This window comes from uncultured Veillonella sp., assembly GCF_905209685.1.
Lineage (GTDB): Bacteria > Bacillota > Negativicutes > Veillonellales > Veillonellaceae > Veillonella.
In genome coordinates this window covers 1-26,530 of the sequence record NZ_CAJLUB010000013.1, presented here as the reverse complement: position 1 = coordinate 26,530, position 26,530 = coordinate 1, and the positions used below count along the sequence as shown (strand labels likewise).

At 40.0% G+C, this 26,530-nt stretch carries 28 protein-coding genes; 3 read left to right on the top strand and 25 right to left on the bottom strand.

Features of this window, described 5'->3' with window-relative positions:
• Positions 1-31: 31 nt before the first annotated feature.
• The gene (locus QZ055_RS02425; RefSeq protein ID WP_295824414.1) at positions 32-799 is read right to left on the bottom strand and encodes a type III pantothenate kinase; all 768 of its coding nucleotides are present in this window, start codon (positions 797-799) and stop codon (positions 32-34) included.
• A gap of 9 nt (positions 800-808) precedes the next feature.
• Positions 809-1,783 carry a biotin--[acetyl-CoA-carboxylase] ligase gene (locus QZ055_RS02420; RefSeq protein ID WP_227721003.1) on the bottom strand — a complete coding sequence of 325 codons (975 nt, stop codon included), beginning with the start codon at positions 1,781-1,783 and terminating at the stop codon, positions 809-811.
• A 171-nt stretch (positions 1,784-1,954) separates the two neighbouring features.
• On the opposite strand from QZ055_RS02420, the gene QZ055_RS02415 reads away from it, so the two are divergent.
• The gene (locus QZ055_RS02415) at positions 1,955-3,298 is read left to right on the top strand and encodes a threonine/serine exporter ThrE family protein (protein WP_295824412.1); all 1,344 of its coding nucleotides are present in this window, start codon (positions 1,955-1,957) and stop codon (positions 3,296-3,298) included.
• Between the two features lie 52 nt (positions 3,299-3,350).
• Here QZ055_RS02415 and ftsH read toward each other — a convergent pair whose 3' ends face one another.
• The 22 genes from ftsH to QZ055_RS02305 all read right to left on the bottom strand — a co-directional run bounded on the left by ftsH (position 3,351) and on the right by QZ055_RS02305 (position 23,514).
• Positions 3,351-5,279, bottom strand: a complete 1,929-nt coding sequence (ftsH, locus tag QZ055_RS02410) for an ATP-dependent zinc metalloprotease FtsH (RefSeq protein WP_295824411.1) — start codon at positions 5,277-5,279, stop codon at positions 3,351-3,353.
• A gap of 90 nt (positions 5,280-5,369) precedes the next feature.
• Positions 5,370-5,915, bottom strand: coding sequence for a hypoxanthine phosphoribosyltransferase (gene hpt, locus QZ055_RS02405; RefSeq protein ID WP_105090283.1), 546 nt, complete (start codon positions 5,913-5,915; stop codon positions 5,370-5,372).
• Positions 5,916-5,938: 23 nt separating this feature from the next.
• The gene (gene tilS, locus QZ055_RS02400; RefSeq protein WP_295824410.1) at positions 5,939-6,937 is read right to left on the bottom strand and encodes a tRNA lysidine(34) synthetase TilS; all 999 of its coding nucleotides are present in this window, start codon (positions 6,935-6,937) and stop codon (positions 5,939-5,941) included.
• On the bottom strand, positions 6,906-7,802 hold the full coding sequence (locus QZ055_RS02395; protein WP_295824407.1) for a phosphatase: 897 nt from the start codon (positions 7,800-7,802) through the stop codon (positions 6,906-6,908). The genes tilS and QZ055_RS02395 overlap by 32 nt, the downstream gene beginning before the upstream one ends.
• 94 nt (positions 7,803-7,896) lie before the next feature.
• Positions 7,897-8,298: a S1 RNA-binding domain-containing protein gene (locus QZ055_RS02390; RefSeq protein WP_295824406.1), complete on the bottom strand. Its 402-nt coding sequence runs from the start codon at positions 8,296-8,298 to the stop codon at positions 7,897-7,899.
• Between the two features lie 69 nt (positions 8,299-8,367).
• Positions 8,368-8,700, bottom strand: coding sequence for a septum formation initiator family protein (locus QZ055_RS02385; RefSeq protein WP_295824404.1), 333 nt, complete (start codon positions 8,698-8,700; stop codon positions 8,368-8,370).
• Between the two features lie 168 nt (positions 8,701-8,868).
• A complete protein-coding gene (locus QZ055_RS02380; RefSeq protein ID WP_287533814.1) occupies positions 8,869-9,816 on the bottom strand; it encodes an L-lactate dehydrogenase in 948 nt (315 codons plus the stop codon).
• A 232-nt stretch (positions 9,817-10,048) separates the two neighbouring features.
• Positions 10,049-10,285, bottom strand: coding sequence for a GlsB/YeaQ/YmgE family stress response membrane protein (locus QZ055_RS02375; protein WP_005387228.1), 237 nt, complete (start codon positions 10,283-10,285; stop codon positions 10,049-10,051).
• A gap of 10 nt (positions 10,286-10,295) precedes the next feature.
• Positions 10,296-11,102, bottom strand: coding sequence for a hypothetical protein (locus tag QZ055_RS02370; RefSeq protein WP_295824401.1), 807 nt, complete (start codon positions 11,100-11,102; stop codon positions 10,296-10,298).
• A 126-nt stretch (positions 11,103-11,228) separates the two neighbouring features.
• Entirely contained in the window at positions 11,229-11,702 is a 474-nt protein-coding gene (gene folK / locus QZ055_RS02365) for a 2-amino-4-hydroxy-6-hydroxymethyldihydropteridine diphosphokinase (protein ID WP_285365414.1), read from the bottom strand.
• Positions 11,702-12,064: a dihydroneopterin aldolase gene (gene folB, locus QZ055_RS02360; RefSeq protein WP_119208266.1), complete on the bottom strand. Its 363-nt coding sequence runs from the start codon at positions 12,062-12,064 to the stop codon at positions 11,702-11,704. Before folB ends, folK begins: the two co-directional genes overlap by 1 nt.
• Complete coding sequence (gene folP, locus QZ055_RS02355; protein WP_295824399.1) at positions 12,064-12,897, bottom strand: dihydropteroate synthase; 834 nt, start codon at positions 12,895-12,897, stop codon at positions 12,064-12,066. Before folP ends, folB begins: the two co-directional genes overlap by 1 nt.
• On the bottom strand, positions 12,890-13,459 hold the full coding sequence (folE, locus tag QZ055_RS02350) for a GTP cyclohydrolase I (RefSeq protein WP_295824396.1): 570 nt from the start codon (positions 13,457-13,459) through the stop codon (positions 12,890-12,892). Before folE ends, folP begins: the two co-directional genes overlap by 8 nt.
• An 8-nt stretch (positions 13,460-13,467) precedes the next feature.
• Positions 13,468-15,024, bottom strand: a complete 1,557-nt coding sequence (locus tag QZ055_RS02345; RefSeq protein ID WP_285365410.1) for an ABC-F family ATP-binding cassette domain-containing protein — start codon at positions 15,022-15,024, stop codon at positions 13,468-13,470.
• Between the two features lie 111 nt (positions 15,025-15,135).
• Positions 15,136-16,275, bottom strand: coding sequence for an amidohydrolase (locus QZ055_RS02340; RefSeq protein WP_295824394.1), 1,140 nt, complete (start codon positions 16,273-16,275; stop codon positions 15,136-15,138).
• Between the two features lie 63 nt (positions 16,276-16,338).
• Complete coding sequence (locus QZ055_RS02335) at positions 16,339-17,277, bottom strand: LD-carboxypeptidase (protein WP_295824391.1); 939 nt, start codon at positions 17,275-17,277, stop codon at positions 16,339-16,341.
• 56 nt (positions 17,278-17,333) lie between these two features.
• The gene (locus QZ055_RS02330; protein WP_295824390.1) at positions 17,334-18,935 is read right to left on the bottom strand and encodes a peptide ABC transporter substrate-binding protein; all 1,602 of its coding nucleotides are present in this window, start codon (positions 18,933-18,935) and stop codon (positions 17,334-17,336) included.
• A complete protein-coding gene (locus QZ055_RS02325; RefSeq protein ID WP_295824388.1) occupies positions 18,932-19,750 on the bottom strand; it encodes a serine hydrolase in 819 nt (272 codons plus the stop codon). The genes QZ055_RS02330 and QZ055_RS02325 overlap by 4 nt, the downstream gene beginning before the upstream one ends.
• A 12-nt stretch (positions 19,751-19,762) precedes the next feature.
• Positions 19,763-20,710, bottom strand: coding sequence for an ABC transporter ATP-binding protein (locus QZ055_RS02320; protein WP_105086142.1), 948 nt, complete (start codon positions 20,708-20,710; stop codon positions 19,763-19,765).
• A complete protein-coding gene (locus tag QZ055_RS02315; RefSeq protein WP_295824385.1) occupies positions 20,710-21,690 on the bottom strand; it encodes an ABC transporter ATP-binding protein in 981 nt (326 codons plus the stop codon). The genes QZ055_RS02320 and QZ055_RS02315 overlap by 1 nt, the downstream gene beginning before the upstream one ends.
• Positions 21,690-22,589, bottom strand: a complete 900-nt coding sequence (locus QZ055_RS02310; RefSeq protein ID WP_024066371.1) for an ABC transporter permease — start codon at positions 22,587-22,589, stop codon at positions 21,690-21,692. The genes QZ055_RS02315 and QZ055_RS02310 overlap by 1 nt, the downstream gene beginning before the upstream one ends.
• Positions 22,582-23,514, bottom strand: a complete 933-nt coding sequence (locus QZ055_RS02305) for an ABC transporter permease (protein ID WP_295792914.1) — start codon at positions 23,512-23,514, stop codon at positions 22,582-22,584. Before QZ055_RS02305 ends, QZ055_RS02310 begins: the two co-directional genes overlap by 8 nt.
• A gap of 135 nt (positions 23,515-23,649) precedes the next feature.
• Between QZ055_RS02305 and QZ055_RS02300 the strand changes: the two genes are divergently transcribed.
• On the top strand, positions 23,650-24,483 hold the full coding sequence (locus QZ055_RS02300) for a pyridoxamine kinase (RefSeq protein WP_295824381.1): 834 nt from the start codon (positions 23,650-23,652) through the stop codon (positions 24,481-24,483).
• Positions 24,484-24,504: 21 nt separating this feature from the next.
• On the top strand, positions 24,505-25,089 hold the full coding sequence (locus QZ055_RS02295) for a DUF805 domain-containing protein (RefSeq protein WP_105090270.1): 585 nt from the start codon (positions 24,505-24,507) through the stop codon (positions 25,087-25,089).
• 85 nt (positions 25,090-25,174) lie between these two features.
• Here the strand turns inward: QZ055_RS02295 and QZ055_RS02290 are convergent, their stop codons facing one another.
• Complete coding sequence (locus QZ055_RS02290) at positions 25,175-26,347, bottom strand: hypothetical protein (RefSeq protein WP_105090267.1); 1,173 nt, start codon at positions 26,345-26,347, stop codon at positions 25,175-25,177.
• Positions 26,348-26,530 lie beyond the last annotated feature (183 nt).

Below are 26,530 nucleotides of genomic sequence, written 5' to 3'. Positions count from 1 at the left end.
GTTACATATACGTAACTATATTATAGTAGCATTATTTATTTCTTTCGTAAATAAGACGTAAGCCTTCTAATGTAAGCATAGGCTCTACATGATCAATGCAGTCTGTAGCGCTGCTGATAAGCTGTGCTAAACCGCCTGTAGCCACTACAGTTACTTGACCTCCCATTTCAGCTTTCATACGAGATACGAGACCTTCTACTTGGCCTACGTAGCCATAGAACATACCAGATTGCATAGAAGATACGGTATTGCGACAAATCACTTGACCAGGATCTCTGACATCGATACGTGGCAATTTAGCAGCCCGTTGGAATAAAGCCTCCGCAGAAATTGTAACACCTGGAGTAATTACACCGCCCATATAATCGCCATTACCTTGAACCGCACAATAGGTTGTAGCTGTACCAAAGTCGATAATGATTAAATCACCTTTATATTGTTCATGTGCAGCCACAGCATTTACGATACGGTCAGCCCCTACTTCACGAGGATTATCATACTTAATAGCGATACCAGTCTTTGTACCAGGTCCAACAATGAGAGGATTTACATTAAAATAACGTAAACATACGCGTTCTAATGTAGGCATCAACGGTGGCACAACTGAAGAAATGATAATATCTTTAATATCTTTCACATCAACCTTGCGATCGTGGAAGAATAAATTCATCATCAACATGCCATATTCATCTGTGGTCCGAACGCGATCCGTGGAAATACGCCAGTGACCTACAAGATCTGTCTTGTCGTATACACCGAGAACAATATTGGTGTTCCCCACATCAATTACTAATAACATGAATGCCTCCTATTTGCGCGGACGAATTGACACGTCCCCTGCCACAATACGTTTAACTGTCCCATCAGGGATTCTTACTAATAAGTTACCATCTTCATCAATATCTGTAGCTACCCCTTCATAGGTATTTCCTGGTGCTCTCACTTCAATTTCTTCGCCAAGGGTTACCGATAATTGGCGCCATTCATTTAAGGTTTCCTCAAAGCCACTATCGAGGACTTCATAATATTGATGTTCTAAGGATTCCAAAATAATTTTAAAAGCTTCTGTCCGTTCAATATCAATGCCTTCCATTGTTAATGACGTAGCAATTAACTTCAATTCTTCTGGTAGTTCTTCTTGTTTAGTCTTAACATTGACACCTATGCCCATAACAATATAGGAAATTTCCTCCATAGAGCCGGACATTTCTGTCAAAATACCAACTAATTTACGACCATTTACAAGGATATCATTTGGCCATTTAATACCCGCATCTGTAAGGCCCATTTTATGAAAAGCCTTTGTTAATGCTACGGCTGCCATCAATGTACACTTCGGTGCTTCTACTGGTGCAAAGTCAGGGCGCAAAATGAGACTAAACCATAGACCTTTCCCAAATGGAGAATACCAGCCCCGCGATAAACGACCTCGGCCAGCAGCCTGTTCCTCTGTTACAACAACAGTACCTTCTTCTGCACCTTGTTGCGCTAAGCGACGAGCTTCTAGGTTAGTAGATTCGGTAGTGTCCATATAGACATACCGCTTTCCAAATACATCTGTTTTTAAGATTTGCTTCATGGCCAATGGACTTAACAAATCAGGTTCCTCCAATAATCGATACCCCCTCTTGGTATAAGATTCTATTTTGTAGCCTTTTTGACGTAACGCCTTGATATGTTTCCAAATTGCTGTGCGCGAAACATGGCATGCTTCGGACATATCTTGTCCCGATACGAAACTACCTTGGTTTTGTCTCAAGAATTCTAGCACTTCATCACGCATAGTTTAGAGCCCCTTTCTTTGTCAACCTAGGTTTACAATTCGATTGTACAAGTGTACTCTATAAAAAGCAAGGATTATTTATAATAATTAATGGTATAATACATATAGTATTAAGTTATACCGTATGTAAAAGATAACAATAATATAATCTATCATTATCTGGGGAGATATATGAAACAATTTACATTAGAAGAAAAAAATGAAGTTCTTGAGAACCCATTTATTCATATTCATAGAAAGCTCGATGTCCTATTAAACATAGGTAAATTACTCATGGAATGTGGTGCCGATACAAATCGAATCATTGAAGAAATGCTTAAAGCCGCAACATTTATGGGTATTCCTCATGATTATTTAAATATACATATTTCCTATACTACGATTATGGTCAATTTACTGCATAAAGAACGATCTATTACCGTATTTAGAAAAACACCTGTCCATGTACCCAATATGGCCATGATTAATGCAGTATCTAAACTAACTTGGCGCGCCTTTGAACGACATTATTCACTTACAACTTATGAACAGTTAATTTCAAGATTAGATTCCACTATTCCAGTATATCCTGATTGGATAAAGGGTATTGCTTGTGCACTCGGATCAGCAGGCCTTGCCTTCTTGTATAGTGGCGATATGATAGCTTTTATTGTAACTGTTATTTGTTCTCTAATCGGTTATTTCACCCGTACTCTATCTGTGCGTTTAGGCTGTAATGAATATGTAGGTATTACATTAGGTGGATTTGCTGCTATGGTTTCTGCCTATGGTTTCTATTCACATATTGAACAAGATTCGTTAGTTTATGTTCTTGTATGCTGTACCTTATTTATGATTCCAGGCGTACCGCTTATCAATGCCGTTATTGATACAATTAACAACCATATTCTATCGGGTATTACAAGAGCTATTAGAACAATTCTCATTGTAGGTAGTATGACCTTGGGCATGGCCATGGCCTTGTACTTTAGCCCTATGCCTGCATTTAGTTTTGTAGATATTAAACCTCATGTACTATCCATTGAACAGATTATAGGTTCTTTTATGGCCGCTGCCTCATTTGCAGTTTTATTTAATGCTCCTGTGCGGCTCTTATTATCAATCGGTATTGGCGGTGTATTATGTGTATTCATTCGCAATTTATTAGCTGTTGAATTAGGGTTCTCTATTGCTGGTGCTACCTTTGTAGGGGCTGCCATCATGAGTATAATCTTTGTAAAAGTTTCAACTTGGCTTAAAACCTCTAGTACGATCATTATTGTACCGTCTGCTATCGCATTAATGCCAGGGATTCTATATTATCGTTTTCTATTCGATATGCTTCACATCAATGCACTCAATGAATCCGGCCTTGTACATATGGTACAAAATGGTATAACAGGTATTTTAACCATCGTTGGCATCGCTGTCGGTGTGGCCATACCGCATGTATTAGCACAGAAATACTTAAAATCACTTAAGGAACGTCGCATACAAGAATATTTAGCAACCCGTCACATCAACGATGGACAATAAAAAAAGAGCTGGTCTCCAAGGAGATCAGCTCTTTTTATTTGGACAGTGTCCATTATTTAATTTCGTTAGAAGGTGTTTCACTAGGAGCTTCCACTGTAGAAGTGCGCTCATTAGCGTCAACAACCTCTGGTACTACAATACCTGCTGCTTCTAACGTAGCTTTAGGTTCCTCTATTTCAAGGGCTTTTGTTCTACCATATTTGTATAGATTATCTACCGCTTTTGCATCGATTGTTTCTTCCTCTAATAAGGCATTTGCCATATCATGTAAGAATTTCTCGTTATCGCTAAGAAGTTTTGTTACATCTTTATAAGCATCTTCAACGATACGATGAATTTCAGTATCGATTTTTGCAGCAATTTCTTCACTGTAGTTGCGTTCATGGCCAAGGTTTTTCCCCAAGAATACTTGTTCTTGTTGTTCACCAAATACGATAGGACCAAGCTCATCGCTCATGCCCCAACGCGTTACCATGGCGCGCGCTGTATTCGTTACACTTTGAAGGTCACCAGAAGCACCTGTACTGATTTCATCCAAAATCAAAGCCTCTGCCACACGACCGCCAAGGGCTACGCGAATATCCGCTAATAATTGAGATTTTGTTTTGTAGTTTTGTTCCTCTGTAGGAAGCATCATAGTGTAACCACCTGCTGCACCACGAGGAATGATTGTTACCTTATGAACAGGATCTGCATGAGGCAACAAATGTGCCACAATAGCATGACCAGATTCATGGTACGCAGTTAACTTACGATCCTTATCACTCACAATGTGACTGCGGCGTTCAGGACCCATGCTAACCTTTTCACTAGCTTCTTCAACTTCAGCCATAGTGATTACTTTTTTGTTAAGACGAGCCGCTAATAAAGCCGCTTCATTTAACAAGTTACTTAAGTCGGCACCAGTAAAGCCTGGTGTTTTCTTCGCAATTGTTTTCAAGTCTACATCGTCAGCCAACGGCTTGTTACGAGCGTGAACTTTTAAGATTGCTTCACGACCGCGTAAGTCTGGACGACCTACGATAACTTGACGGTCAAAACGACCTGGACGCAAGAGCGCTGGGTCAAGAATATCTGGGCGGTTTGTAGCTGCGATAGTAATAATACCTTCGTTAGCACCGAAGCCATCCATTTCAACGAGCAATTGGTTCAATGTTTGTTCACGTTCATCGTGACCACCACCAAGACCTGCGCCACGTTGGCGACCAACCGCATCAATTTCGTCGATGAAGATGATACATGGCGCATTCTTTTTCGCTTGTGTAAAAAGATCACGTACACGAGATGCACCAACACCTACGAACATTTCTACGAAATCAGAACCGGAAATCGTAAAGAATGGTACACCTGCTTCACCAGCAACAGCTTTAGCAAGCAATGTTTTACCTGTACCTGGAGGTCCCGCTAATAATACGCCTTTCGGAATTTTAGCACCGATAGCTGTAAATTTGCCTGGATCCTTCAAGAATTCTACTACTTCTTCTAATTCTTGTTTTGCTTCTTCCGCACCTGCTACATCTTTGAAGCTAACCTTTACATTACCTTCACCCATCAATTTAGCACGGCTTTTACCAAAGTTCATCACTCGGCCACCGCCACCTTGTGTTTGTTGCATAATGAAGAAGAACAACACTACCAAGATGATAATAGGAATAGCAGAACCTAAAAGGCTCATCCACCAAGCTGGTTGCTCAGGTGGGGCTGCTGTAATTTCTACGCCATTATCTTGTAATGTTTTGATTAATGTTTCATCACTTGGCGCATAAGAATTGAATTCTGTTCCATTTTTTAGTTTACCTTTAATACCATGATCATTGGTAATCGTTACGGACTCAACCTTTTTCTGTTGTACTTGTTGAATAAATCCTGTGTAACTTAATTCAGATTTATTCGCACTTTGACCAGAGAAAGCGTCAATGGCGATAACGAAAGCGGCAATGATAAGTAAATAAAGGACGATATTTTTTGTAAATCGACCCAAAAGATTACCCCTTTCAATAATAATTTTTAGTTGTATAAACGAATTGAGTACATCTCAATGAGAGATGCACTCATATATTATATCATATTTTTAATTTTGATACATTTCTTCCTTCAAAATACCGATATATGGTAAGTGACGATATTTTTCTGCGTAGTCTAAACCATAACCAATAACAAAGTAATCAGGAATAATAAAGCCTACATAGTCAACATTTACGTCCATCTTACGGCGATCTGGTTTATTCAACAACGCTGCAAGGCGCACGCTTTTAGCCCCACGAGCATGTAAATTTTCTAATAAGTAATGTAATGTTGTACCAGTGTCTACGATATCTTCAACAACGAGTACATGCTTACCCTCTACAGAGCGATCTAAATCTTTTAAAATTCGTACTACCCCTGTACTTGTTGTGCCGCTACCATAGCTAGAGCAAGAAATAAAGTCAAAACTTACATCTACACTATCATCAATAGCGCGTGCTAAGTCTGTAAAGAAAACGACAGCGCCCTTTAACACCCCTACAAGCACGACTGATTCATTTTTATAGTCTTCGCTAATTGCTTTACCCAACTCTGCTACACGAGCTTGTAATTGTTCCGCTGTATATAAAATCTCTTTTGCATCTTGATGCATCTATATGACCTCCACGATTCATATTAATGTTCGCAATATACTTTTATTGTATCACATTGAGCGGTTACTTTTATACTTTTAATAGTGAAAGTTTTCTCTTCCCCGGTGTTAACAATATCGAGTAATTGATCTTGATGAGCTGATGTCAGCGTTATATCTGAGTCCACAGCACCCACTAAGCGCTGCCATAAGCGCCGTTGTATCGCCAATGATTCTTGCCGTAAGGCACGGCGAGATAAGCTCACCCCATCAGCACCTATAGTCACAAGTTTTTCAAAAGCTTGCTCCGTTAAATCAGACATAACTAATACATCTTCATGTACGGAATTTCCCAATCTAGCAATAGCATCTACTACATTAGGGTTAATAGCTTCTAACTCAGGTATAATGCGATGCCGAATCCTATTTCGTTGATATCGCACATCTTCATTCGTACAATCAACACAATAGGAAATCCCCTTCACCTCTAAATAAGCCAATAAGGTTTCTTTTGTAACATCTAACAGTGGTCTAATTACAGGAGTAGCATATTCAGAACTTACTACGGTCATCCCTGTCAACCCATTTAATCCAGAACCTCTGATGATATGTGCTAGAATCGACTCCGCTTGATCATCCTTGTGATGAGCCACCGCAACATAATCATAGTTTTCAGACTTTGCAACCTCTGTAAGCCATTGATACCGTACTTGGCGTCCCATAGTTTCTTCAGATGTTTTTTGTTCCTTGCTCAAGCGAGGCACATCAAATGTAGCAGAATAAAATGGTAGTCCTAAAGATTCCACTTGATGTTGGAGCCACAAAACCTCATCCTTGCTTTCAGGACGAATGCAGTGATCTACGATAGCCACACCTAGTTCATAGGTTGTATGTCGATGTATGGCAATGTCTTTCAATAGATGTAATAGAGCCATTGAATCAGGTCCACCGGAGCACGCCACTAAGATTCGACTATTTTCTGGAAATAAATTATGCGATTTTAAGGTGTGATTAACGGTTCGAACGAGTGCTTTCACATTCACGGGCCATCGCCTCCATACCATCTTGATCGCTCACAAATACATGAGGAACCTCATAGGCATCCATAAAGGACGTCAAAATTTCTGCACCAGCTACAATAATATCAGCACGGCCTGCAGGTAAACCTTTTACCTGTAATCTCTCGTCGCGACTCATGTAACGCAAGTTTAGAATAATGCCCTCTACTGTTTCACGACTTAATTTATGACCTTGCACCTTTGTACCATCATAATTTTCAAGGCCTAAATCTATAGCAGCTAGCGTCGTTAATGTACCACCGATGCCAATAAATTCACCAAATTCGCCTTGAATCATCATTGGGTCCCAAAGGAATCGAGTTTCTTCCCATACCCGTTGAGGTCCTTCGTCAGACATAGATTGTAAACGCACCGCTCCCACTGGATAAGAACGACTCCAATATACGCCATCTTTATTTCCTAAAGCGAGTTCTGTACTACCCCCACCAATATCGATAGTCGTATAATGACGACCGTCATTCAACTGATCTCCCAAGGCACCATTAAATCCATAAATGGCCTCTTCATCACCTGATAAAATTCGCCATTCCATAGGGCAGTATTCGGTGATTCGTTCCATAAATTCAAGTCCATTTTGAGCCTCACGAACAGCGCTGGTAGCAAAACCAAAGCAATAGTCCGCACCATATTTATCTGCCAGTTCTTTAATATCCTTAAAAGCCTGATACGATGCCTCCATCGATTCAGATTGCAATGTGCCATCTGCATTTCGTTGTCCCAATCGAGTGGTCCATAACTGTTTGGGCTCATAGTGCCATATATTGTTCTCATAGGTAGCCAATAATAAGCGCACTGAATTAGATCCAATATCGATAATAGCTAACTTCATAATCGCTCCTTACATAATTAGTATTCCTCTAACACTATTATACTGTTAAAGCCTATACATAAGTAAAGAGATGGCTCAATGCCATCTCTCACTATTAATCTCGACGACCGCCTCGGCCTCCGCGTTTACCTTCTGTATTGCGTTTTAAATCATGCAACCGTTCATTGCTATCGCGCAAGAATGATTTCATTTTGGCTTCAAAAGCCTCTGTACTTTGTTTAGATTGAACACGACGAGGACGTCGTTCTTCACTTACTGTCTCTTTAGGCTGTGTTTGACGAATAGAAAGGCCTATTTTGTTACCTTCAATAGATAAAACCTTAACCTTTACTGGATCTTCAACCTTTAATACGGCATTAATATCTTCGACATACCCATGCGCTACTTCAGAAATATGAACTAGACCTGTTTGTTTCTCTCCTAAATCAACAAATACGCCGAACTTTGTAATACCAGATACGGTACCATCAATAATGTTACCAACTTCGATTGCCATGCAACCTCCTAATTAATGCGGAAACCTCAAACTACAAACTAATGCGAATCTAAATTATTAAAGTTGTCCCTATTTTACATAAGGTACTTCACCAGGTTTTACAAGGCCTAGTTCCTCTCGAGCTACCCCCTCAATGGTCTTTGGATCTTTCAACTTAGCCTTTTCCTGTTCTAATTCTTCATTTCGCTGTTTTAATTCTTGCAATTGTTGCTCAATATGTTGTTTTTCTTGATATACAGCCACCAAGCGATAGGCTTGCCCTAACAATAGCAGCACCATAATCCCTATACCAATTCGCTTGATCCACATGAGGATAATACGTTGATCCTGCGCTTTGCGATTAGGGCGAACCCGTTTGCGCGGCCTTTTTGGACGTTGTACTTCCATAGTGTCTTGACTCATAATGTCCCCCAAAAATATTCATCATCTGTATACTGTCATTTTTTAATTATATCATAGAACCTTATTAGGGACTAAATAAAATTATCTATAGTTTCCTTTAAGTCTATATATTCTCTCTATATATAGATATTTATTATCAGCACTAGACTTATATAACAGATACGAGCCTTATAAGGACTCTGCTTTATGAGCATATTCACGAATAACAGCGCAAGACTTTTTAAACAAAGCCAATTCCTCTTCGGTAAGCTTTAATTCAAATACATCTTCAATGCCATCTTTACCAATAACTGCTGGTGTAGATGCAAAGATACCTTCTTCACCATATTGTCCGTCTAGATAGCAAGAACATGGCAATACTTTCTTTTCATCATGGAATACAGCGCGAATTAATTCTGTAGTTGCACTGGCAATGCCAAATTCTGTGGAACCTTTACCGGCTAATACATGATAACCACCAATTTTAACATCATCTAGCACTTGCGTATAGTCAAGTGTAGGGAATCTATGAGGCAATTCTTGTTGTAATTCTACAAGAGGTTTTCCTTGTACATATACATGAGACCATGGCACCATAGCACTGCCGCCATGTTCACCTAAGCAATATGCTGTAATTGTACGATTACTGATATTAAAAATGCGAGCCAATTCTTTTTGTAACCGTGCAGAATCTAAGGCTGTACCACTGGAAATAATGCGTTTTGGATTCCAATTTAAATGTTTACATAAATATGTAGCTACAACGTCAGCAGGATTAGAGATAGAAATAATAAACCCATCAAAACCAGACTTTTTAATTCGAGGGATGACATCCTTTAGAACCTCAACGGTATCACCAAGACTTTCTAAGCGATCTTGGTATAAATTTGGTAAAGGACCTGCACTAAATACGAGAACATCGCAATCCCCACATTCTTCAATTGGGCCAGCAGTAGCTGTCACTTTGTGAGGAATGTAGCTAACCGCATCATTGATATCCATGGCTTGTGCTTTAGCTTTTTTCTCGTCAATATCCATCATATACAATTCATCTACTTCACCTTGTAGAGCAAGGGAAAATGCTACATGAGAACCTACATGTCCAGTGCCAATAATACCTACTTTACGTAACTTCATAAGGGCCTCCTACCTGTAGTACTAAAAGATATCTATCCTCTAATACGCTTCCACTTAAATCAACGGTTACAAATATATGAACCGATAACCTTAAGCTATATTAATATACCTTAAATTTAAAATACATAAACTATTATATACCTATTTTCTCATAGGTATATAGGAAAATGGATATAAAGCGATAAAAAAAGACCAGTATAGGAAATCCTATACTAGTCCTTACCTTATATAATTAGTCTCGTCCAGTAAAGAAGCTGACTACAGCAATCACGATAACTGCACCAACGATGGACGGAATCAATGCCATGCCTGCAAGGCTTGGACCCCATGTACCAAGCAACGCTTGGCCTACGGAAGCACCAACTAAGCCAGCAATAACACGAAGAATAATCCCCATACTTTGCGCTTTTTTAGTAATGCGACCAGCTACAAAACCAATGAAACCGCCTACAATAATTGACCAAAGCATAATATACCTCCTATAAAGTCATCTCATCAAGATTAAGAGGGAATAAATCCTTGTTCTCCATCACTTGTGGTGACTTTTCTAAATATTGCTTTCGCATTGACCATAAAATCTCCAAATCCTTTGGATCTAACTTGGACAATGCATATATCATCGTGAAATCTGAACCATAATGGCCACGCAAGCTATCAGGTACACCTTTAGGTCCTTCCCCACCGAGACGATTATTAAAGAACCCTTGTATACGTCGATTATCTAAATCAATGATAATGAACCCAGACGCATCATATACATATAATGTATGATTCACACGTTTTAAGGCACGTACCGTATTCGTTATAAAATACTGGTCCTTCATATCGATGAGGGATGACTCATAACCAGAATGGTAAAAGTCACCATAGTAATGTGCCCCTCTATCTGTAGATTCCAATAAATCCTTAAGTATGGATTGTTCTTGACTACTAAAATCAGAGAAAGCTTTTACTGTAGTAATCTCGCGTAAACCACGTTGGTAATTCTCGGTCTTCGGTGGCTCTATATGTTGACCACGGAAGCTAACGGGCATCAACCGAAGTGTATTATCAGATAGATTATAAATACCGTAGCCTTCATAACCTAAAAAATAAACTTTTGAATCCATAGACTTCATCGCTAATATTCGTTTTGAAATAATGGCATCACTAGAATTTACTAGTGTATGCTCTTCTGGATCTATGCGTACTGTTTTGCTGTCATAATTACCACCTACGGCAAGCCAATAGGACAGGCCCATTACAATCAACGCTAGTACACACAACCCAATACGTTTTATATTCATGTATACTCCCTATGAATCCCCAAGCATAAAACGTAATAATATATTGTGCTTACAGGATGTACCTATTCATATAATCCCTATTCATAGGTACAACTGCAGCCTTAATGTTTACTATTTTGTAAATGTCTACGATAAGCTTAACTGAGTTAGTCTCTCGCCAATGGTCATACCTTTATATATAAAAGTTGGTAACAACTCATGTAAAGGTTCTAAGACAAAGGTACGATCCCAAAAGTAAGGATGTGGTACTGTAAGACTTTCATCACATATGGAAATCATAGTCCCGTTCTCATCAAAAGCTAAAATAATATCTAAATCCAATGTACGTGGGCCCCAATGAATGAGTCGTTCACGTCCAGCCCCCTGTTCTAAGGACTGTAATAAACTTAACATTTGATGAGGGGCTAAAGAGCTTTCACAAAGCCACATACCATTAACAAAGATATCCTGATCCGTATATCCCCAAGGTTCGGTTTCGATTAAGGGCGAACTAATGACCTTTGAAACCGCATCATGTTCCTGTAATGATTGAAGGGCCAAATTAATGTGCCCCCGTTTATCACCGATATTTGAACCTACACTGATGTAATAGGTATACATCAAATTTGACCTCGTGTAGTAACAACCTCAACATAATCTAGAATACCTGCAATCGGTACAGATGGCTTGCGCACCGTTACAGATAAGCCAACAATGCCTTGATAATGTTGGTATAAAGAATCGGCGATAAGTGCACCCAACCGTTCTAACAAATTATGTTTTTCTCCAGTCATAACTGATTCTACAATGTCATATACCTCTACATAATTGATAGAATCCTCTAACTGGTCACTTTGACCGGCCTTTGTAAGATCTGTAGTAATTTCAACATCTACAAAGAATCGTTGTCCCTGTTCTTGTTCAGATGCCAAATTTCCATGAAATCCGTAAAATGCCATGTTCTTTAAAACGATTTTATCCATTATTCACCTCGTAATAGGCCATCTGCTACGGCCAAGGCACGTTTGTGCATTTTCACATTATGAACACGCACCATATCAACACCTTGGAATACGCCCGTAATACAAGCAGCTACCGTACCTTCATCACGATCTTCTGGTGGTAAACCACCCAACATGGAACCGATGAAACGCTTGCGGCTAGGAGCAAGTAAAATAGGATACTCATAAGCCGTTAACTCACCTAAACGTTGCATAACTTCAATATTTTGCTCTTCTGTTTTACCAAATCCAATGCCTGGATCAAGCCAAATTTGTTGTGGTGTTACACCAACCTTTAAGGCTTTATCTACAGCAGAGAAGAAGTATGCCTTCATATCTTCAATGATATCACCATAGTTTGTGTCATTGCTATTGTGCATAATGATTACTGGCACCTTATATTTTGCTGCTACTGCTGCCATATCAGGGTCATAATGTAATCCCCACACATCATTTAAAATATGGGTCCCTTTAGAAAAAGCATAATCTGCAGTTTTAGCATGGTATGTATCGATAGATACAGGAACTGTAGATGCATTAAGTACAGGATCTATCAATTGAGATAAGCGTTCAATTTCTTCATCCGCTGTCAACGGTGTACAGCCTGGACGCGTAGATTCAACACCTAAATCGATAATATCAGCGCCATCTTCAATCATTTGTGTTACATGCGCTGCTGCTGCCTCAGGGGTATTAAATTTACCACCATCAGAGAAAGAGTCAGGCGTACCGTTGAGTATCCCCATGATAAGGGTACGATCGCACAAAGATAAACTTTTGCCATCATTCCATGTATAATTTCTACGTTTAAACATTTGCCTGTCCTCCACCTAACATTGCTAACGCTTCATCACGTAACGTACCTGTCTCTGCTAGCACGCCACGGCTTTCTAATGTAATCACCTTTGAATCTTGCTGCATAGTTCCTTTGATGAGCATACATAACTGTGTTGATATAATGCGCACAAATACACCATGAGCAGATAAATCATTCATAATGGCATCTGCTAATTCCGACGCCAACCGCTCTTGTAGTTGCGGCCTCCGACTAAGGATATTAACAATATCTTGAAACTTGCTAAGACCTGCCACACAGCCATCCTTCGGTTGATACACAATATCAACGGTCCCAAAGAATGGTAACAAGTGGTGCTCACACATGGAATAAAACGGAATGCCTGTAACCGCTACAAGCCCCTTGTAATCAGTACTAAATGTTTCACCCCATGCAGATTTTGTATCTAGGCCTACGCCACTGAATAATTCACTATATAATTCTGTTACACGACTTGGCGTTTTCTCTAGCTCTGGTGCCTTTGTATCAACAGATAAAGCTTCTAAGAATTGCTTTATCCCGTCCTTTGCACGTTGATTCATCGGTCCTCCTAAACGATCTTTGTCGTCCAATCTTCAATATTCCAAATATCCGTAACCCAATCTTTATAAAATTCAGGTTCATGACTTACCAAAACGATGGTTCCTTTGAACTCACGTAAGGCACGGCTCAACTCTTCCTTCGCATAGATATCTAAGTGATTTGTCGGTTCGTCTAATACGAGTACATTGTACTTATTCTGCATCAACTTGCACAAGCGAACCTTTGCATTTTCACCACCGGATAAGACGCGCATTTGAGATGTAATATGCTCGTTAGTAAGGCCACAACGAGCAAGTGCTGCACGTACTTCTGCATTAGTCATTGCTGGATACTCGTTCCAAATATAGTCTAGAGCAGTTTCAGAATTAGATGGTGTATCTTCTTGAGCAAAATAGCCAATTTGTAAGAAATCACCTTTTACCAACTCACCGCTCACCGGTTTTAATAAACCTAAAATTGTTTTCAACAATGTCGTTTTACCTAGACCATTAACACCGCGAATGGCGATTTTTTTATTTCTTTCAATTTGAAAGTCTACAGGTCTAGTCAACGGTTCATCATAACCTAACTCCAGACCAAAAGCCTCTACGATAAAACGACTTGGCGTACGACCTTCTTTAAAGCTAAAGGAAGGTTTAATGTACTCTTTTGGTTTTTCCAAAATTTCCATTTTCTCCAAGCGCTTAGCTCGAGAATTGGCCATGCCACGCGTTGCAACGCGAGCTTTATTACGTTGGATGAAGTCCTCCATACGCTCAATCTCTTGTTGTTGACGCTCATAAGCCTTAGCCGCTTGTGCCTTTTTCACTTCGTAAGCAGCTTGGAACTGATGATAATCGCCAGTATAACGCGTTAAGACCGCTTGCTCGATATGATAAATAACATTAACTACAGAATTTAAGAACTCCATATCATGAGAAATCAGGATAAAAGCATTTTCGTAGTTTTGTAAATAGTTTTGCAACCATTGAATATGCTCTACATCAAGATAGTTTGTCGGTTCGTCCAATAGCAAAATAGTTGGTTTTTCCAGTAATAGTTTTGTAAGCAAAACCTTTGTACGTTGACCACCACTGAGCTCTGTAACATCTCGATCGAGCCCAATATCCATAAGACCAAGCCCTGCAGCGGTACGTTCGATAACCGCATCAATTTCATAGAAGCCACGTTGCTCTAGAATTTCTTGCCATTCTCCAACTTGTTCGAGCAGTTTATTCATCTCATCTTCGGATACATCACCCATGCGATTATAAGCGTCATTAATCTTTTGTTCCATCACGAATAAATCATCAAAGGCGCGTTGCAATACGTCGCGGATAGTCATCCCTTTTTCGAGGACTGCATGTTGGTCCAAGTACCCAACAGTGACTTGGTTGGACCATTCAATTTTACCTTCATCAGGAGGAATTTTACCTGTAATGATATTTAGGAATGTAGACTTGCCTTCGCCATTGGCACCAATGAGTCCTACATGTTCGCCTTTTAATAGGCGGAATGATGCATCATCTAAAATTTGTCGCGCTCCAAAACCATGGGTTACATTTGAAACGGTTAAAACACTCATATCTATCTCCACCGGAATAAAAGCCGTCTTGTTGAAGACGGCTTGTTTCATACTTACTTAAATATTATATCTATTGTACCTTTTTGACCTCTATATGTCAAAAATAGAACATCACTTATGCATCGCATAACGCAAGGCTACAACAGCCATAATCTTAGCGCCCTTAATCGCTTGTGCCAGTCCATAGTCAGACCCAGCTGCACAAGTAAACTCTGGCGTATGCGCTTCTAAACCTAATCCAATCTGTAATGTAGGTTGCGCTGTTGGTACTTCATAGGATACATTCCCTACATCAGTGCTACCATCTGCCTCATCATCAGGCAAGATACGAGGCGCTTCATCAAACTCGGTCATTACCTCTGTAAAGAGATCTAATAACCGTTTATCTTGACGCATATCCTTAAAGAGGGGCTCATAGTGATGCATTTCAACTTGAGCACCATAAGAAACTGCAATCTCTTGAGCAGCCTCTTTAATAGCAGGCAAAATAATACCTTCTAAATCATCTACCGTTCTACCGCGAACAGTCATACGAATCGTCGCCTTAGAAGTTACCACGTTTGGCGCCGTACCAGCTTCAGTAAAGATGGCACCTACAATAGCCCCTTTAGGGAATGTTTTCTTTAACTCTTTGATTCTTTGATATAAATCTACAGCACAATCTAGCGCATTAATACCGGAATCAGTAAGTGATGCAATATGACAAGACCGCCCGTGGAATGTAACTTCTAAGGGATGTGTTGCTAATGATGTGCCACCCACCTCATTTTCACCGCCTGGATGAATGATGAGTGCTGCCTCATAGCCTTTAAATAGGCCTGCCTCCGCCATATATACCTTACCACCAATGGTTTCCTCTGCTGGACATCCAAAGAAGGTCGTTCCCCATGTTTCTGGTGCACATTGACTAAAAGCAACCGCAGCGCCTAAACTCATCATAGCGATGAGATTATGTCCACAACCATGCCCGAGTTCAGGTAATGCATCATACTCTCCTAAAAAGGCCATTTTATGATGTGCCTTACAATTATAGTCGCCCCGTAATGCCGTTTGTAACTCTGGCAGATCAGTTAAACCCACTTGAGATGTAAAATTATGGTTCTCTAAAAATTGATTAATTACATTAACTGCTTTATGCTCTTCTAACCCCAATTCTGGATTATCGTGTAAATATAATGAAAGCTTACGCAACTCATGTGCCATATCATCTATAATGGCACAAGCTTGCGCTTCTCGTTCTTGTAATGTCATAACTCCCCTTAATACTATCTAATTTATACTGTTTATTTTCTATTCTATCTAAGAAGAATCCGTCTATTTCGTATAGGTATGAATAATGATAGTGTTTGAAATGTATCTAAAGTTAATCATTGCACCTAATGGCAATGTTTGATGCGGCGTTCCATGACCTGTTGACACATAGCATACAAAGGGCTCTGGTAATTCAGGATTCCTATTCTCCTCCATGTAGCGCAGTGCTTCATAGCCTAAATCGTAATCCCGTTCATCTTCGTCACCTTCACAGTCCGTAAAAGTACCAATTACTAAACCTTTAATACGACTCAACAGCCCATTTAAACGCCACTGTTGTAACATACGATCTAGCTTATACGGTGCTTCTCCTACATCTTCAATGAATAGCAGCGTATCCTCCCAAGATTCATCCTCTAAAAAATAAGGCGTTCCGCACAACATTGATAACATCGTCATATTGCCGCCCCGTAAAATCCCTTCCCCTAGCTCAGTACCAATGGCACCACGCGGCGGTTCAGGTAATGGTTCTATAACTTGTAATTTACCTTCTACAGCTACAAACAATGCATCTATGTCTGCCTTACGTTCTTCTTTAAAGTCGACGCCCATCGGCCCGTGATACGTAATAAGTCGGCTATATCGATTGATAGCCATATGAAGAGCCGTACAGTCGCTATACCCTATAAAAGCCTTACGATGTTTACGAATTGCTTTATAATCTAATAAGTCTAGATAACGCATCGTTCCGTAACCACCGCGCAAGGCTAGCACCGCATCACAAGGTGCGGTAGTCATCATATATTGAAACTCTTGGGCTTGCTCCTCTGGTGTACCACCATAGAGTCCTTTACGATGTGCACTTTCACCAAAGAGCACATTATAGCCCCTTGCGTTACAAATGTCTTCTATTCTATGTAAATCTTCATTGCTTGCACTAGCAGGAGCCATAATACCTATGGTCATCCCAGGCGCTAAGCGCTTTGGTTCAATCCAGTTCATATATCCTCGTAAAATATAACAAAAGACGTACACAATGTGTACGTCTTAAGTGTATCTTATTTGTATGCTTTTTTAAAGTCAACAAGGCCCAATGTAGTCCAGAAATAATTTTGAATACTTCCATTTGTTACATATGGTTGTGTTGTGAAATACAATGGCATTACTAGAGATTCATCAAAAATCATCTGTTCTGCTTTATGCATCAACGCATCCCGTTCAGCCCCATTTGGTGTCGTACGAATACGAGCGATTAACTCGTTATAATCATCACTATGGTACTGACTATCATTGTCTTCAGCAGAGAATACTTCTAAGAAGTTTTGTGGATCACTGTAATCCGCAACCCAAGAAGCACGAGCAACTTGATATTTACCAGCTTCGCGGTCGGCTAAGAATACCTTTGTCTCTTGATTTTGTAAGCGCACATCTGCACCAAATGCATTGACCCAAGCATCTTGTACAGCTTCGGCAATCGCTTTATGTAATTCACTTGTATTATACAAAATCGTAATTGGAGGCAATGGATGATTTTTATCATAGCCAGCGTTTTTCAAGATTTCTTTAGCTTGTTCTACATCTTCATAAACAAGATAGCTACCCGCTTCACGGAAATCTTCACGTCCATTACTTTCAAGCATGCCGTAAGGAACAAAGGCATAGGCCGCCTCTTTACCACCGCGAACAATATTGTTAACGATGTTAGCACGATTGATAACCATGGAGAAAGCTTTACGCACCTCAGGATCTGTGAAAGGTTCTGCTTTCACATTGAATACGTAATAATAGTTACCAAGCATAGGTCCAATATGTAATAGACCTGCCTCTTCTAAGCGTTTTTGGTCCGCTACAGGAGGCTCAACCGTCATATCTGCTTCGCCACCTTCAACCAATGTAAGGCGTGTACTTTGAGATTCACTAATAGGCCAATTCATTTTCTCTGTTTTCACAGAATCTGCATCCCAATAGTCAGGATTCTTAATGAAATCCATTTCTCCATTATGCTTCCAGGATAGTAAGCGGTATGGACCATTAGATACAAATGTATCTGCATTAGCAGCCCAGTTTTCATGAGCCTCTACAGCTTTTTGGCTCACTGGATAATAGCTATGAGAAGCTAGTAATTTTAAGAAATATGCTGTTGGATTCTCTAAAGTAACTACTAATGTATTATCATCAGTGGCCTTAACGCCAACATCATCAGCTGTAGCATCACCATTATTAAAGGCTTCGCCATTTTTTAATACATATAACATATATGCATTGTCCGCATGGACTTCAGGGTCTAATACGCGTTTCCACGCGTATTCAAAGTCATGAGCCGTCAAAGGCTCTCCATTAGACCATTTCAAATCAGGTCGTAAATGGAAGGTATACTCGCGACCATCATCAGAAATATCCCAGCTTTTAGCAAGTGCTGCCTCTGGTTCACTTTCATCATTCAAACGAACTAAACCGTCAAATAATTGAAGTTGAACTGTAGCCTCCGGAGAGGTAGTAGACTTTGCTGGATCCAATGTGGATGGTTCCTGCTCAATAACATATCGAATGGTATGCTCATCAATTGGTTGTTCCCCGCGAGGATAACCAAATACAAATAAGAGCACACTCACCCCAAGAGCAAGGACCATGAGTTTTAACAAATTTCGTTTATCCATCATGGCAATGCTTCCTCTACAAATTCTTTCATGATACGCCCTACTTGAGCGCCTAACTCTTTACCTCGGTCATTATCGATATCGCTCATCAAGAGGATAAAGCAGAAATGACCTCTAAATGTTTCTAATACGCCCCCATCGTGCTCTACGCGGTCAAGGGATCCTGTTTTATGGTGAAAGCGTATATCTTCGCCCCAATAAAATGGCAAGATATCACGGAATTGTTGGCGACCTAAAATATTCCACATTTCTCGGCCATAAGCATCTCTATCGCGACATTCAAAAATGTGTTTATACAGACGAGCCAATGACAATGCAGTCAAATGGTTATCACGGCCTTCTGCTAGAGCGTCAAAGTCCATCATCATACGATTGAGTTCTATTTCATCTACACCAAGCTGTTCTGCACGAGCATTGATATTCTCCATGCCTAGAACAGTAATGAGTAAATTTGTCGCCATATTATCGCTAAGAACCATCATAAGACGACATAACTCAAGATACGTAAAGCTATGCTTTGCTACTAGTTCTTGTAATGCACCACCGCCTTCAACACGTGGTGTTCTAGATAGAGGAACAGTATCATTAAGATCCAACTGCTCTGTACGAGCTAAATGGAATACATACTCCATAATGAGTACCTTAATCAAACTTGCACTAGAGTGTACCGTATCTTCTCCTTTAGAAGCAATAATAGTCGGCTCCTCTTCATCGTCAAATTGAAGTACTACATAGGATATATTCCCCTTTGGTGCTAATTCTTTTATAACTGTATCGAGTTGATGTTCTAAGGACTTGCCAACAAGTAACTTTTCCATACTATTCTCCCATTATATGTGCCAGCATGCGATGCGGCGATCTGCCCAATCACGAAGAGGCGGACGTTCAGTAAAGCAACGACCTTCTGCCTCTGGGCATCGACCACTAAACAAACAACCTTTTGGTGGATTTAGTGGATTTGGTGGGTCCCCTTTAAGCGGTGCTCCAATTGGAGCGTGCGGTATAACAGGACCGTTTAAGGCGGTCAAAGCACGAGTGTAAGGATGTTGTGGGAATTCATATAAATCCAATGCTGGACCTTCTTCCATAACAGCCCCTAAATACATAACTACCATGCGATGACTGATGTAGCGCACCATATTTAAATCATGAGAAATAAAGAGGTACGAAATACCATGTTGTTCTTGTAAACGTTCAAGCAAGGTCATAATTTGTACTTGAATGGATACATCTAGTGCTGAAATCGGTTCATCACAGATGATGCACTGCGGCTGCATAATGAGAGCCCGTGCAATACCGATACGTTGACGTTGGCCACCTGACAATTCATGAGCATAACGCTCACCAAAGGACATGTTCAAACCAACTTGATCAAGCACTTCTTTTACACGAATAACACGATCGCGAGGTGTATATTTTGGATCTAGCTCCAATGGTTCCTCTAGAATCGCATTAACTGTAAGACGTGGATTAAGAGATGCATAAGGGTTTTGGAATACCATTTGCATCACCGGATGAACAGCTTTTCGATCCACATACGGATCAATCTGACGACCGTTCATATAAATAGAACCTGATGTAGCTTGATGTAAGCCCATCAAAGTGTAGCCAAATGTGGATTTACCACATCCAGACTCACCTACGATACCAAGGGTTTCCCCTGGTGATTGATATAGGCTCACGCCTTGTACAGCATGTACCGTGTGTTTTGGCTTAAATAAGCCTCCTGACAGAGTGAACTCTTTAACGAGATTGTCAGTTTCCCATACGTAACTCATTAAAGTCCCTCCAACTTAGCTAACCAACATGTAAATTGATGATTCTCACCAACATTTGTAACCATAGGAATCCGATTACCACAGATACGCATAGCCCACTTGCACCGTGGATTAAATGCACAGCCTCGCGGCAAATCAAACAAATCTGGCGGTTGACCTTCAACGGCTTTTAACTCACCATGCCATTTACCTTGTGGCAGAGCAAGCAACAACCCTAATGTGTACGGATGGCGAGGTTCATTAAAGATGCCCTCCACTGTAGCAGATTCAACACATTTACCAGCATACATAACCATAACACGGTCGCAAATTTGAGCGATAACACGTAAGTTATGAGAAATAAAAATAATCCCAATACCAGCCTCTACAGCTAATGTTTGCATAAGGCGTAAGATTTGAGCCTCTGTTGTAATATCAAGAGCCGTTGTAGGTTCATCGCAAATTAAAATCTTTGGACGCCCCGCCACAGCCATGGCGATACAAACGCGTTGACGCATACCACCACTTAACTCATGAGGATATTGAGACAATCGTCTTTCTGGTGTAGAAAGGCCCATCTTCTTTAACAAGTCGATGGCGATAGCTCGTTCGTCATAATCCTCACCATATGCATTGGTACGATGGATAACCTCATACAGTTGCTCCCCAATCGTCATGATTGGATTCAAAGATGTCATAGGATCTTGGAATACCATAGCAACAGTAGTACCGCGCAATTCATTCCAGTCATCTTCAGTGAATTCAAGGCAATCATTGTCATCAATCATAAATGTATCAGCTTTGATTTTTGTTTTACCATATGGTAGTAAGCCCATTAATGAATTAACTAGCACTGATTTACCACAGCCGGATTCACCAACAATACCTAAAATCTCACCTGGTTGTAAGGAGATATCTTGATTGCGAATAACCCGTAAAGGGCCTTGGAAGGTATCGATGGTAATGGACACATTGCGCACATCAACAATTGCGTTATTCATTATCTATCTCCTTCCTTAGGGTCTAACACATTACGTAAGCCATCGCCAAGGAATGCAAAACCAAGCATGGTAACACTAATGGCAACAGCAGGAAAAATCAATTGGAACGGATAAGAGCGCATGCTACTAATCCCTTCAGAAGCTAATACGCCCCAGCTCGCCATAGGTGCATTTACACCTAAGCCGATAAAACTAAGGAATGCTTCTGTAAAAATAGCCTCTGGGATGGCCAATGTCAAAGTAATAATGATTGGACCTACACAGTTTGGCAAAATATGACGCAATAAAATGCGATATTTCGGGATCCCCATCGCTTCAGCAGCAATGATGTATTCTTCGTTTTTAACTTTCAAAATTTGGCTACGTACGATACGGGCCATATTCAGCCAGTACGCAATGCCCAATGCTACGAAAATAGATGTTAAGCCAGGGCCAAGTACAACCATCAACAAAATTACATACAGTAAAAGCGGAATACCGTACAATACATCTACCAGACCCATCATGATACGGTCAACCTTACCACCAAGGTAACCTGCAATACCGCCATAGGTAACGCCGATAACAAGATTGATAAACGCCGCTACAAAGCCGATGGTTAAAGAAATACGAGCACCGTACATAACGCGAGTGTAAATGTCACGACCTAATGTATCGGTACCAAACCAATGACTAAAGCTTGGGCTTTGGTTCGCATCAATCAAGGATTGGTCCGCATAGGTATACGGCGAAATTAGGGGTCCTAAAATAGCTAATACAATCATCACCAAAATGATGGTTGCCCCTACTACGGCCAAGCGATTCACCTTAAATCTCGCCCATTTACTAGGACGTTTTATAAAGCTTGTAATTTCTTCTTGAGGAGTTCGTTCAATAGGTAAAAAATCTTCCTTATTCATCTGTCCCCTCCTCTGTCGTAACACGTGGATCAATTAACGGATAAATCATATCCACCAAAATATTAAGAAATACTACAAGAGCACTATAAAAAATCGTAATACCCAGGATAACCGTATAGTCACGGTTATAAATGGAAGTTACGAAATACTGTCCAAGGCCCGGAATGGCAAAGATTGTTTCTACGATAAAGCTGCCTGTCAAAAGGCTAGCAGCTAATGGTCCCAAGTACGTGATAACTGGCAAAATAGCATTGCCTAATGCATGACGTGTCAAAATAGTCCAAGAACCCAAACCTTTGGCGCGAGCTGTACGGATATATTCTTGTTGGTACACATCAAGCAAGCCACTGCGCGTTAAGCGTGCAATGAATGCCATAGGTTGTGCTGCTAACGTCAACACTGGTAGAACCATATAAGATGGACCACGCCATAAGGCTACTGGGAACCATCCCAGTTCAAAGCCCACCACATAGACAAGAACGGCACCAATAATAAATGTAGGCACGGAAATACCAATGGTAGATAATACGGTAACCGCATAATCAACGATACCATTAGGGCGCATAGCACTAATAGCACCTGCTGCAATACCACCTACTACAGCCACCATTAATGATAATAAACCAAGCTGCGCAGAAATTGGGAATGCATCACTAATAATATCGTTCACACTACGACCTTCATACTTATATGATGGTCCCAAATCACCGGTAATAACACCACCTAAATAATCACCATACTGTTTCCATACAGGATCATCAAGATGATACTTTGCTTCAATACTTGCTTTTACCTGAGGTGGTAATTTTTTTTCACTTGTAAAAGGTCCCCCCGGTATTGCATGCATTAATGCAAAAGTTACGGTAATGATGACCCATAAGATTATGATTGCGCCACCTAGGCGTCGAAATACATACCTTGTCATTGTCACTATCCTCCATAAAAAGTCTATCTGTTTTATTATACTACATTATGAAGTTAATTTCATGAATAACATCATTACATTTACAGAACGCCCTACATAACGTACAATAAAATATATAGTATTTTGGAGGTGTCTATGACAGAAGTACCTAGAGTCTTAACAATTCAAGACATGAGCTCCATCGGCCGTTGTGCCCTAACCGTTATGATTCCAATCATCAGCGCTATGCGTTGCCAAGCGGTTCCATTGGCAACAGCTGTATTGAGTAATCACTTAGAATATCCACACTACGAGTTTGTAGATTTATCGGCACATATGAGAGATTTTATGGACTGCTGGGATAAAAACGAAATCGACTTTCACGCTATTGTAAGTGGTTTCTTGGCATCCCCAGAACAAATTCATCTCGTGGAAGAAGCCATCAATCGTTTCGGTAATAAGGGACAAATGATTATCGTCGATCCTGCTATGGCCGATGATGGTCGCCTCTACTCTATCTATACACCTGATATGGTAGTAGCTATGCGCCAACTTGTTTCCAAAGCGCACATTGTAAAGCCTAATTACACAGAGGCTTGTTTCTTATTAGACATTCCATTCTCTACAGATCCTATTAGTGATGATGAATTGCGTGATCGTTGCAAGCGATTACATCAAATAGGTCCTGATATGGTTATCATGACTAGCGTACCATCCGAAACACACGCGGTCATCGCCGTCTATGATGGGCCAACGGATTATTTAAAAACATATGATATTCCTCTTATTCCTGTAAAAGCTACAGGAACTGGGGATATCTTTACCGCTGTATTATCCGGTGCAGTAATGAGGGGATATTCACCGTATGATGCGGCAGAGCTGGCAATGAATTTTACTACTAAAGCGATTCAAGCCACAGTAGATACTGTAAAATCTATGAAACAAGGTGTAGCATTTGAGCTAGTCTTGCCAGAATTAACTCAACTATAAGCTATAAATAAAGGGGAACTTATGGATTTACTCTATGTTGTATTACGAACACTGCTCATATGTACTGTAGGTTTGCTCATCGCATTCCAAGGTCGACGTATGGGCCTATCGATTTTTAATCTAACGGGACGATTAAATCGACTTCAATTTATCATATGCTTTATCGTGCTAATGATTTTATTCCACATCGTTCATTACATCGATGATCTATTCTTAGACTTTGTTGTATCCTTACCGGCTTATTGGTTTACACGGGTCATCATATGGATTTTATTAGCAACACTCTTCCCATTGTCCTGCATCTTATTTGGCCGTCGTATTCACGATATCGGCTTTAATGCATGGGCCGGAATTCTCTGGTCAGTAATTATTATTTTCATCAATACTTACTCTGCTGTATCTCCATTCAATTACTTACTGGAGCTTTTCGTATGGCTCATCGGCTTCCTCTTCTGGGTATTGCCGGGACAACCGGAACCAAACCAATACGGAAATCCTCCTTTTATGCCTGTCAATCGACCAACTTACGAGTCAATGCAACAACCAGGATCTGAATCAGAACGAGAAATTAGAAAAACCGTTCGAAAACGTCGTAAAAAACGGTAAAACAAAAATAAAAAACGTATCTCTAGAAAGAGATACGTTTTTTTTATACCATAATATATACGATTATTTAATTAATAATCAATGCCTAGTAATTCATGAGCAGCATCAATTCAATTAATGTACAACCAATATAGGCGATAATAAACTTAACCTTCTGCTTGCGCATTCTATCATCATCAGCAATTTTGAGTCGATTTGCAAGGAATCGTTTATCCCGAATTTGTAATAACAAATGTTTAATACGCTCTTGGCTTTCATTAGCAGTACATTCGTCACAATCAGATGTGAGTGTAGCTTGCTGCATGAAAATACGACGGTGTAATTTGCGCATTTGAATCTTAATATTATTATGTACAAAGGCACTTTGCCACTGTTTCCGAGAATCAAAGTACATATACAGATATCTAGGAATATTCATAACCAAGAAGGAAATGATAAAAATCCCTAAAGAAATCAAGAAATATGTAGAGAATGAGAACTCTAACGTTTCTGTAGGCAAGTAGTGATGCAAGATAATAAAGGTAATCCACACGCCGATTGGCAATAAGAGAACTGCCGCAATATCAATAGAGCGAAGCCAGCTAGTACGGGTTGGTACATCTGGTACAGTGAATGTATCTACTGGGTCATGGAACGCATAGTAATCTAACTGTAAAACAGATTGACTAGTACGAGGGTTCCCCAATAGAACAGGACCATTACTACCGATATGTCGTTCAGGCAAAGGTATGAATTTTTTTACTTGTGTATTCGGTAATAGATCGAACTGGATAATCCCCTTTTTCTCAAAACGCATAGTAGATCCCTTCTCACCTAGTGCAATAGGATTAAAGAATATACCAAAGAGACTGAGGCACCAGTTACCTAGTAAGTGTAGGATAGAGTTTAAAATAAACCCACCTGTATCTATATTATTTGTGTCGAGACGGATTGCAAAGGATGATGAGTAATCATCAAACCATAAATCCTCTAAGGTGAATTCCACATTGATCACATTCCCCCATTTCGTAATAATGGATAGGAATATTTGATTGTTTGGCTCAAATTCAAAGGTTACCGCGTAAAAGAGCCAATGATTGCGAAGAGCAGCCCGTAACATACGATTGACTGTGTCTTCTTCTATATATAGTAAACGATGGTCGAACAAGTCTTGTTCTAATGGAGCCTTTTCTATAGTAGGCACCTTATCCACCGCTGTATCACGATCAGATAATGCTTCATCCACCAACGCTCTTATTTTGGTGAAGATCTTAGTCATAACCCCTCCAAGGGCAACAAAAAATAGCTTTTGACATACAAATTATACCATATATTGCATGATTTATCGATAAAAGACTACTACATATACTATTAAATATAGGCATACATAAAGCCCCTTTTACATAGTGATATGTACCCCCTTTACTGGACAACCAGTAAAGGGGGTATTTTCATGAGATAT

Bases quoted from the DNA above. Each gene is read 5' to 3' on its own strand.
- QZ055_RS02385 (WP_295824404.1), bottom strand. From the start codon at position 8,700: ATGAGTCAAGACACTATGGAAGTACAACGTCCAAAAAGGCCGCGCAAA.
- folK (WP_285365414.1), bottom strand. From the start codon at position 11,702: ATGTATACCTATTACATCAGTGTAGGTTCAAATATCGGTGATAAACGG.
- QZ055_RS02320 (WP_105086142.1), bottom strand. From the start codon at position 20,710: ATGAGTTACGTATGGGAAACTGACAATCTCGTTAAAGAGTTCACTCTG.
- QZ055_RS02315 (WP_295824385.1), bottom strand. From the start codon at position 21,690: ATGAATAACGCAATTGTTGATGTGCGCAATGTGTCCATTACCATCGAT.
- QZ055_RS02380 (WP_287533814.1), bottom strand. From the start codon at position 9,816: ATGAAGTTACGTAAAGTAGGTATTATTGGCACTGGACATGTAGGTTCT.
- folB (WP_119208266.1), bottom strand. From the start codon at position 12,064: ATGGATAAAATCGTTTTAAAGAACATGGCATTTTACGGATTTCATGGA.
- QZ055_RS02300 (WP_295824381.1), top strand. From the start codon at position 23,650: ATGACAGAAGTACCTAGAGTCTTAACAATTCAAGACATGAGCTCCATC.
- QZ055_RS02295 (WP_105090270.1), top strand. From the start codon at position 24,505: ATGGATTTACTCTATGTTGTATTACGAACACTGCTCATATGTACTGTA.
- QZ055_RS02310 (WP_024066371.1), bottom strand. From the start codon at position 22,589: ATGAATAAGGAAGATTTTTTACCTATTGAACGAACTCCTCAAGAAGAA.
- QZ055_RS02305 (WP_295792914.1), bottom strand. From the start codon at position 23,514: ATGACAAGGTATGTATTTCGACGCCTAGGTGGCGCAATCATAATCTTA.
- QZ055_RS02425 (WP_295824414.1), bottom strand. From the start codon at position 799: ATGTTATTAGTAATTGATGTGGGGAACACCAATATTGTTCTCGGTGTA.
- QZ055_RS02390 (WP_295824406.1), bottom strand. From the start codon at position 8,298: ATGGCAATCGAAGTTGGTAACATTATTGATGGTACCGTATCTGGTATT.
- QZ055_RS02370 (WP_295824401.1), bottom strand. From the start codon at position 11,102: ATGAATATAAAACGTATTGGGTTGTGTGTACTAGCGTTGATTGTAATG.
- QZ055_RS02290 (WP_105090267.1), bottom strand. From the start codon at position 26,347: ATGACTAAGATCTTCACCAAAATAAGAGCGTTGGTGGATGAAGCATTA.
- QZ055_RS02325 (WP_295824388.1), bottom strand. From the start codon at position 19,750: ATGGAAAAGTTACTTGTTGGCAAGTCCTTAGAACATCAACTCGATACA.
- QZ055_RS02335 (WP_295824391.1), bottom strand. From the start codon at position 17,277: ATGAACTGGATTGAACCAAAGCGCTTAGCGCCTGGGATGACCATAGGT.
- QZ055_RS02415 (WP_295824412.1), top strand. From the start codon at position 1,955: ATGAAACAATTTACATTAGAAGAAAAAAATGAAGTTCTTGAGAACCCA.
- QZ055_RS02420 (WP_227721003.1), bottom strand. From the start codon at position 1,783: ATGCGTGATGAAGTGCTAGAATTCTTGAGACAAAACCAAGGTAGTTTC.
- QZ055_RS02340 (WP_295824394.1), bottom strand. From the start codon at position 16,275: ATGACATTACAAGAACGAGAAGCGCAAGCTTGTGCCATTATAGATGAT.
- folE (WP_295824396.1), bottom strand. From the start codon at position 13,459: ATGAATCAACGTGCAAAGGACGGGATAAAGCAATTCTTAGAAGCTTTA.
- QZ055_RS02375 (WP_005387228.1), bottom strand. From the start codon at position 10,285: ATGCTTTGGTCAATTATTGTAGGCGGTTTCATTGGTTTTGTAGCTGGT.
- QZ055_RS02345 (WP_285365410.1), bottom strand. From the start codon at position 15,024: ATGAGTGTTTTAACCGTTTCAAATGTAACCCATGGTTTTGGAGCGCGA.
- QZ055_RS02395 (WP_295824407.1), bottom strand. From the start codon at position 7,802: ATGAAGTTAGCTATTATCGATATTGGATCTAATTCAGTGCGCTTATTA.
- QZ055_RS02330 (WP_295824390.1), bottom strand. From the start codon at position 18,935: ATGATGGATAAACGAAATTTGTTAAAACTCATGGTCCTTGCTCTTGGG.
- folP (WP_295824399.1), bottom strand. From the start codon at position 12,897: ATGTTTAAACGTAGAAATTATACATGGAATGATGGCAAAAGTTTATCT.
- hpt (WP_105090283.1), bottom strand. From the start codon at position 5,915: ATGCATCAAGATGCAAAAGAGATTTTATATACAGCGGAACAATTACAA.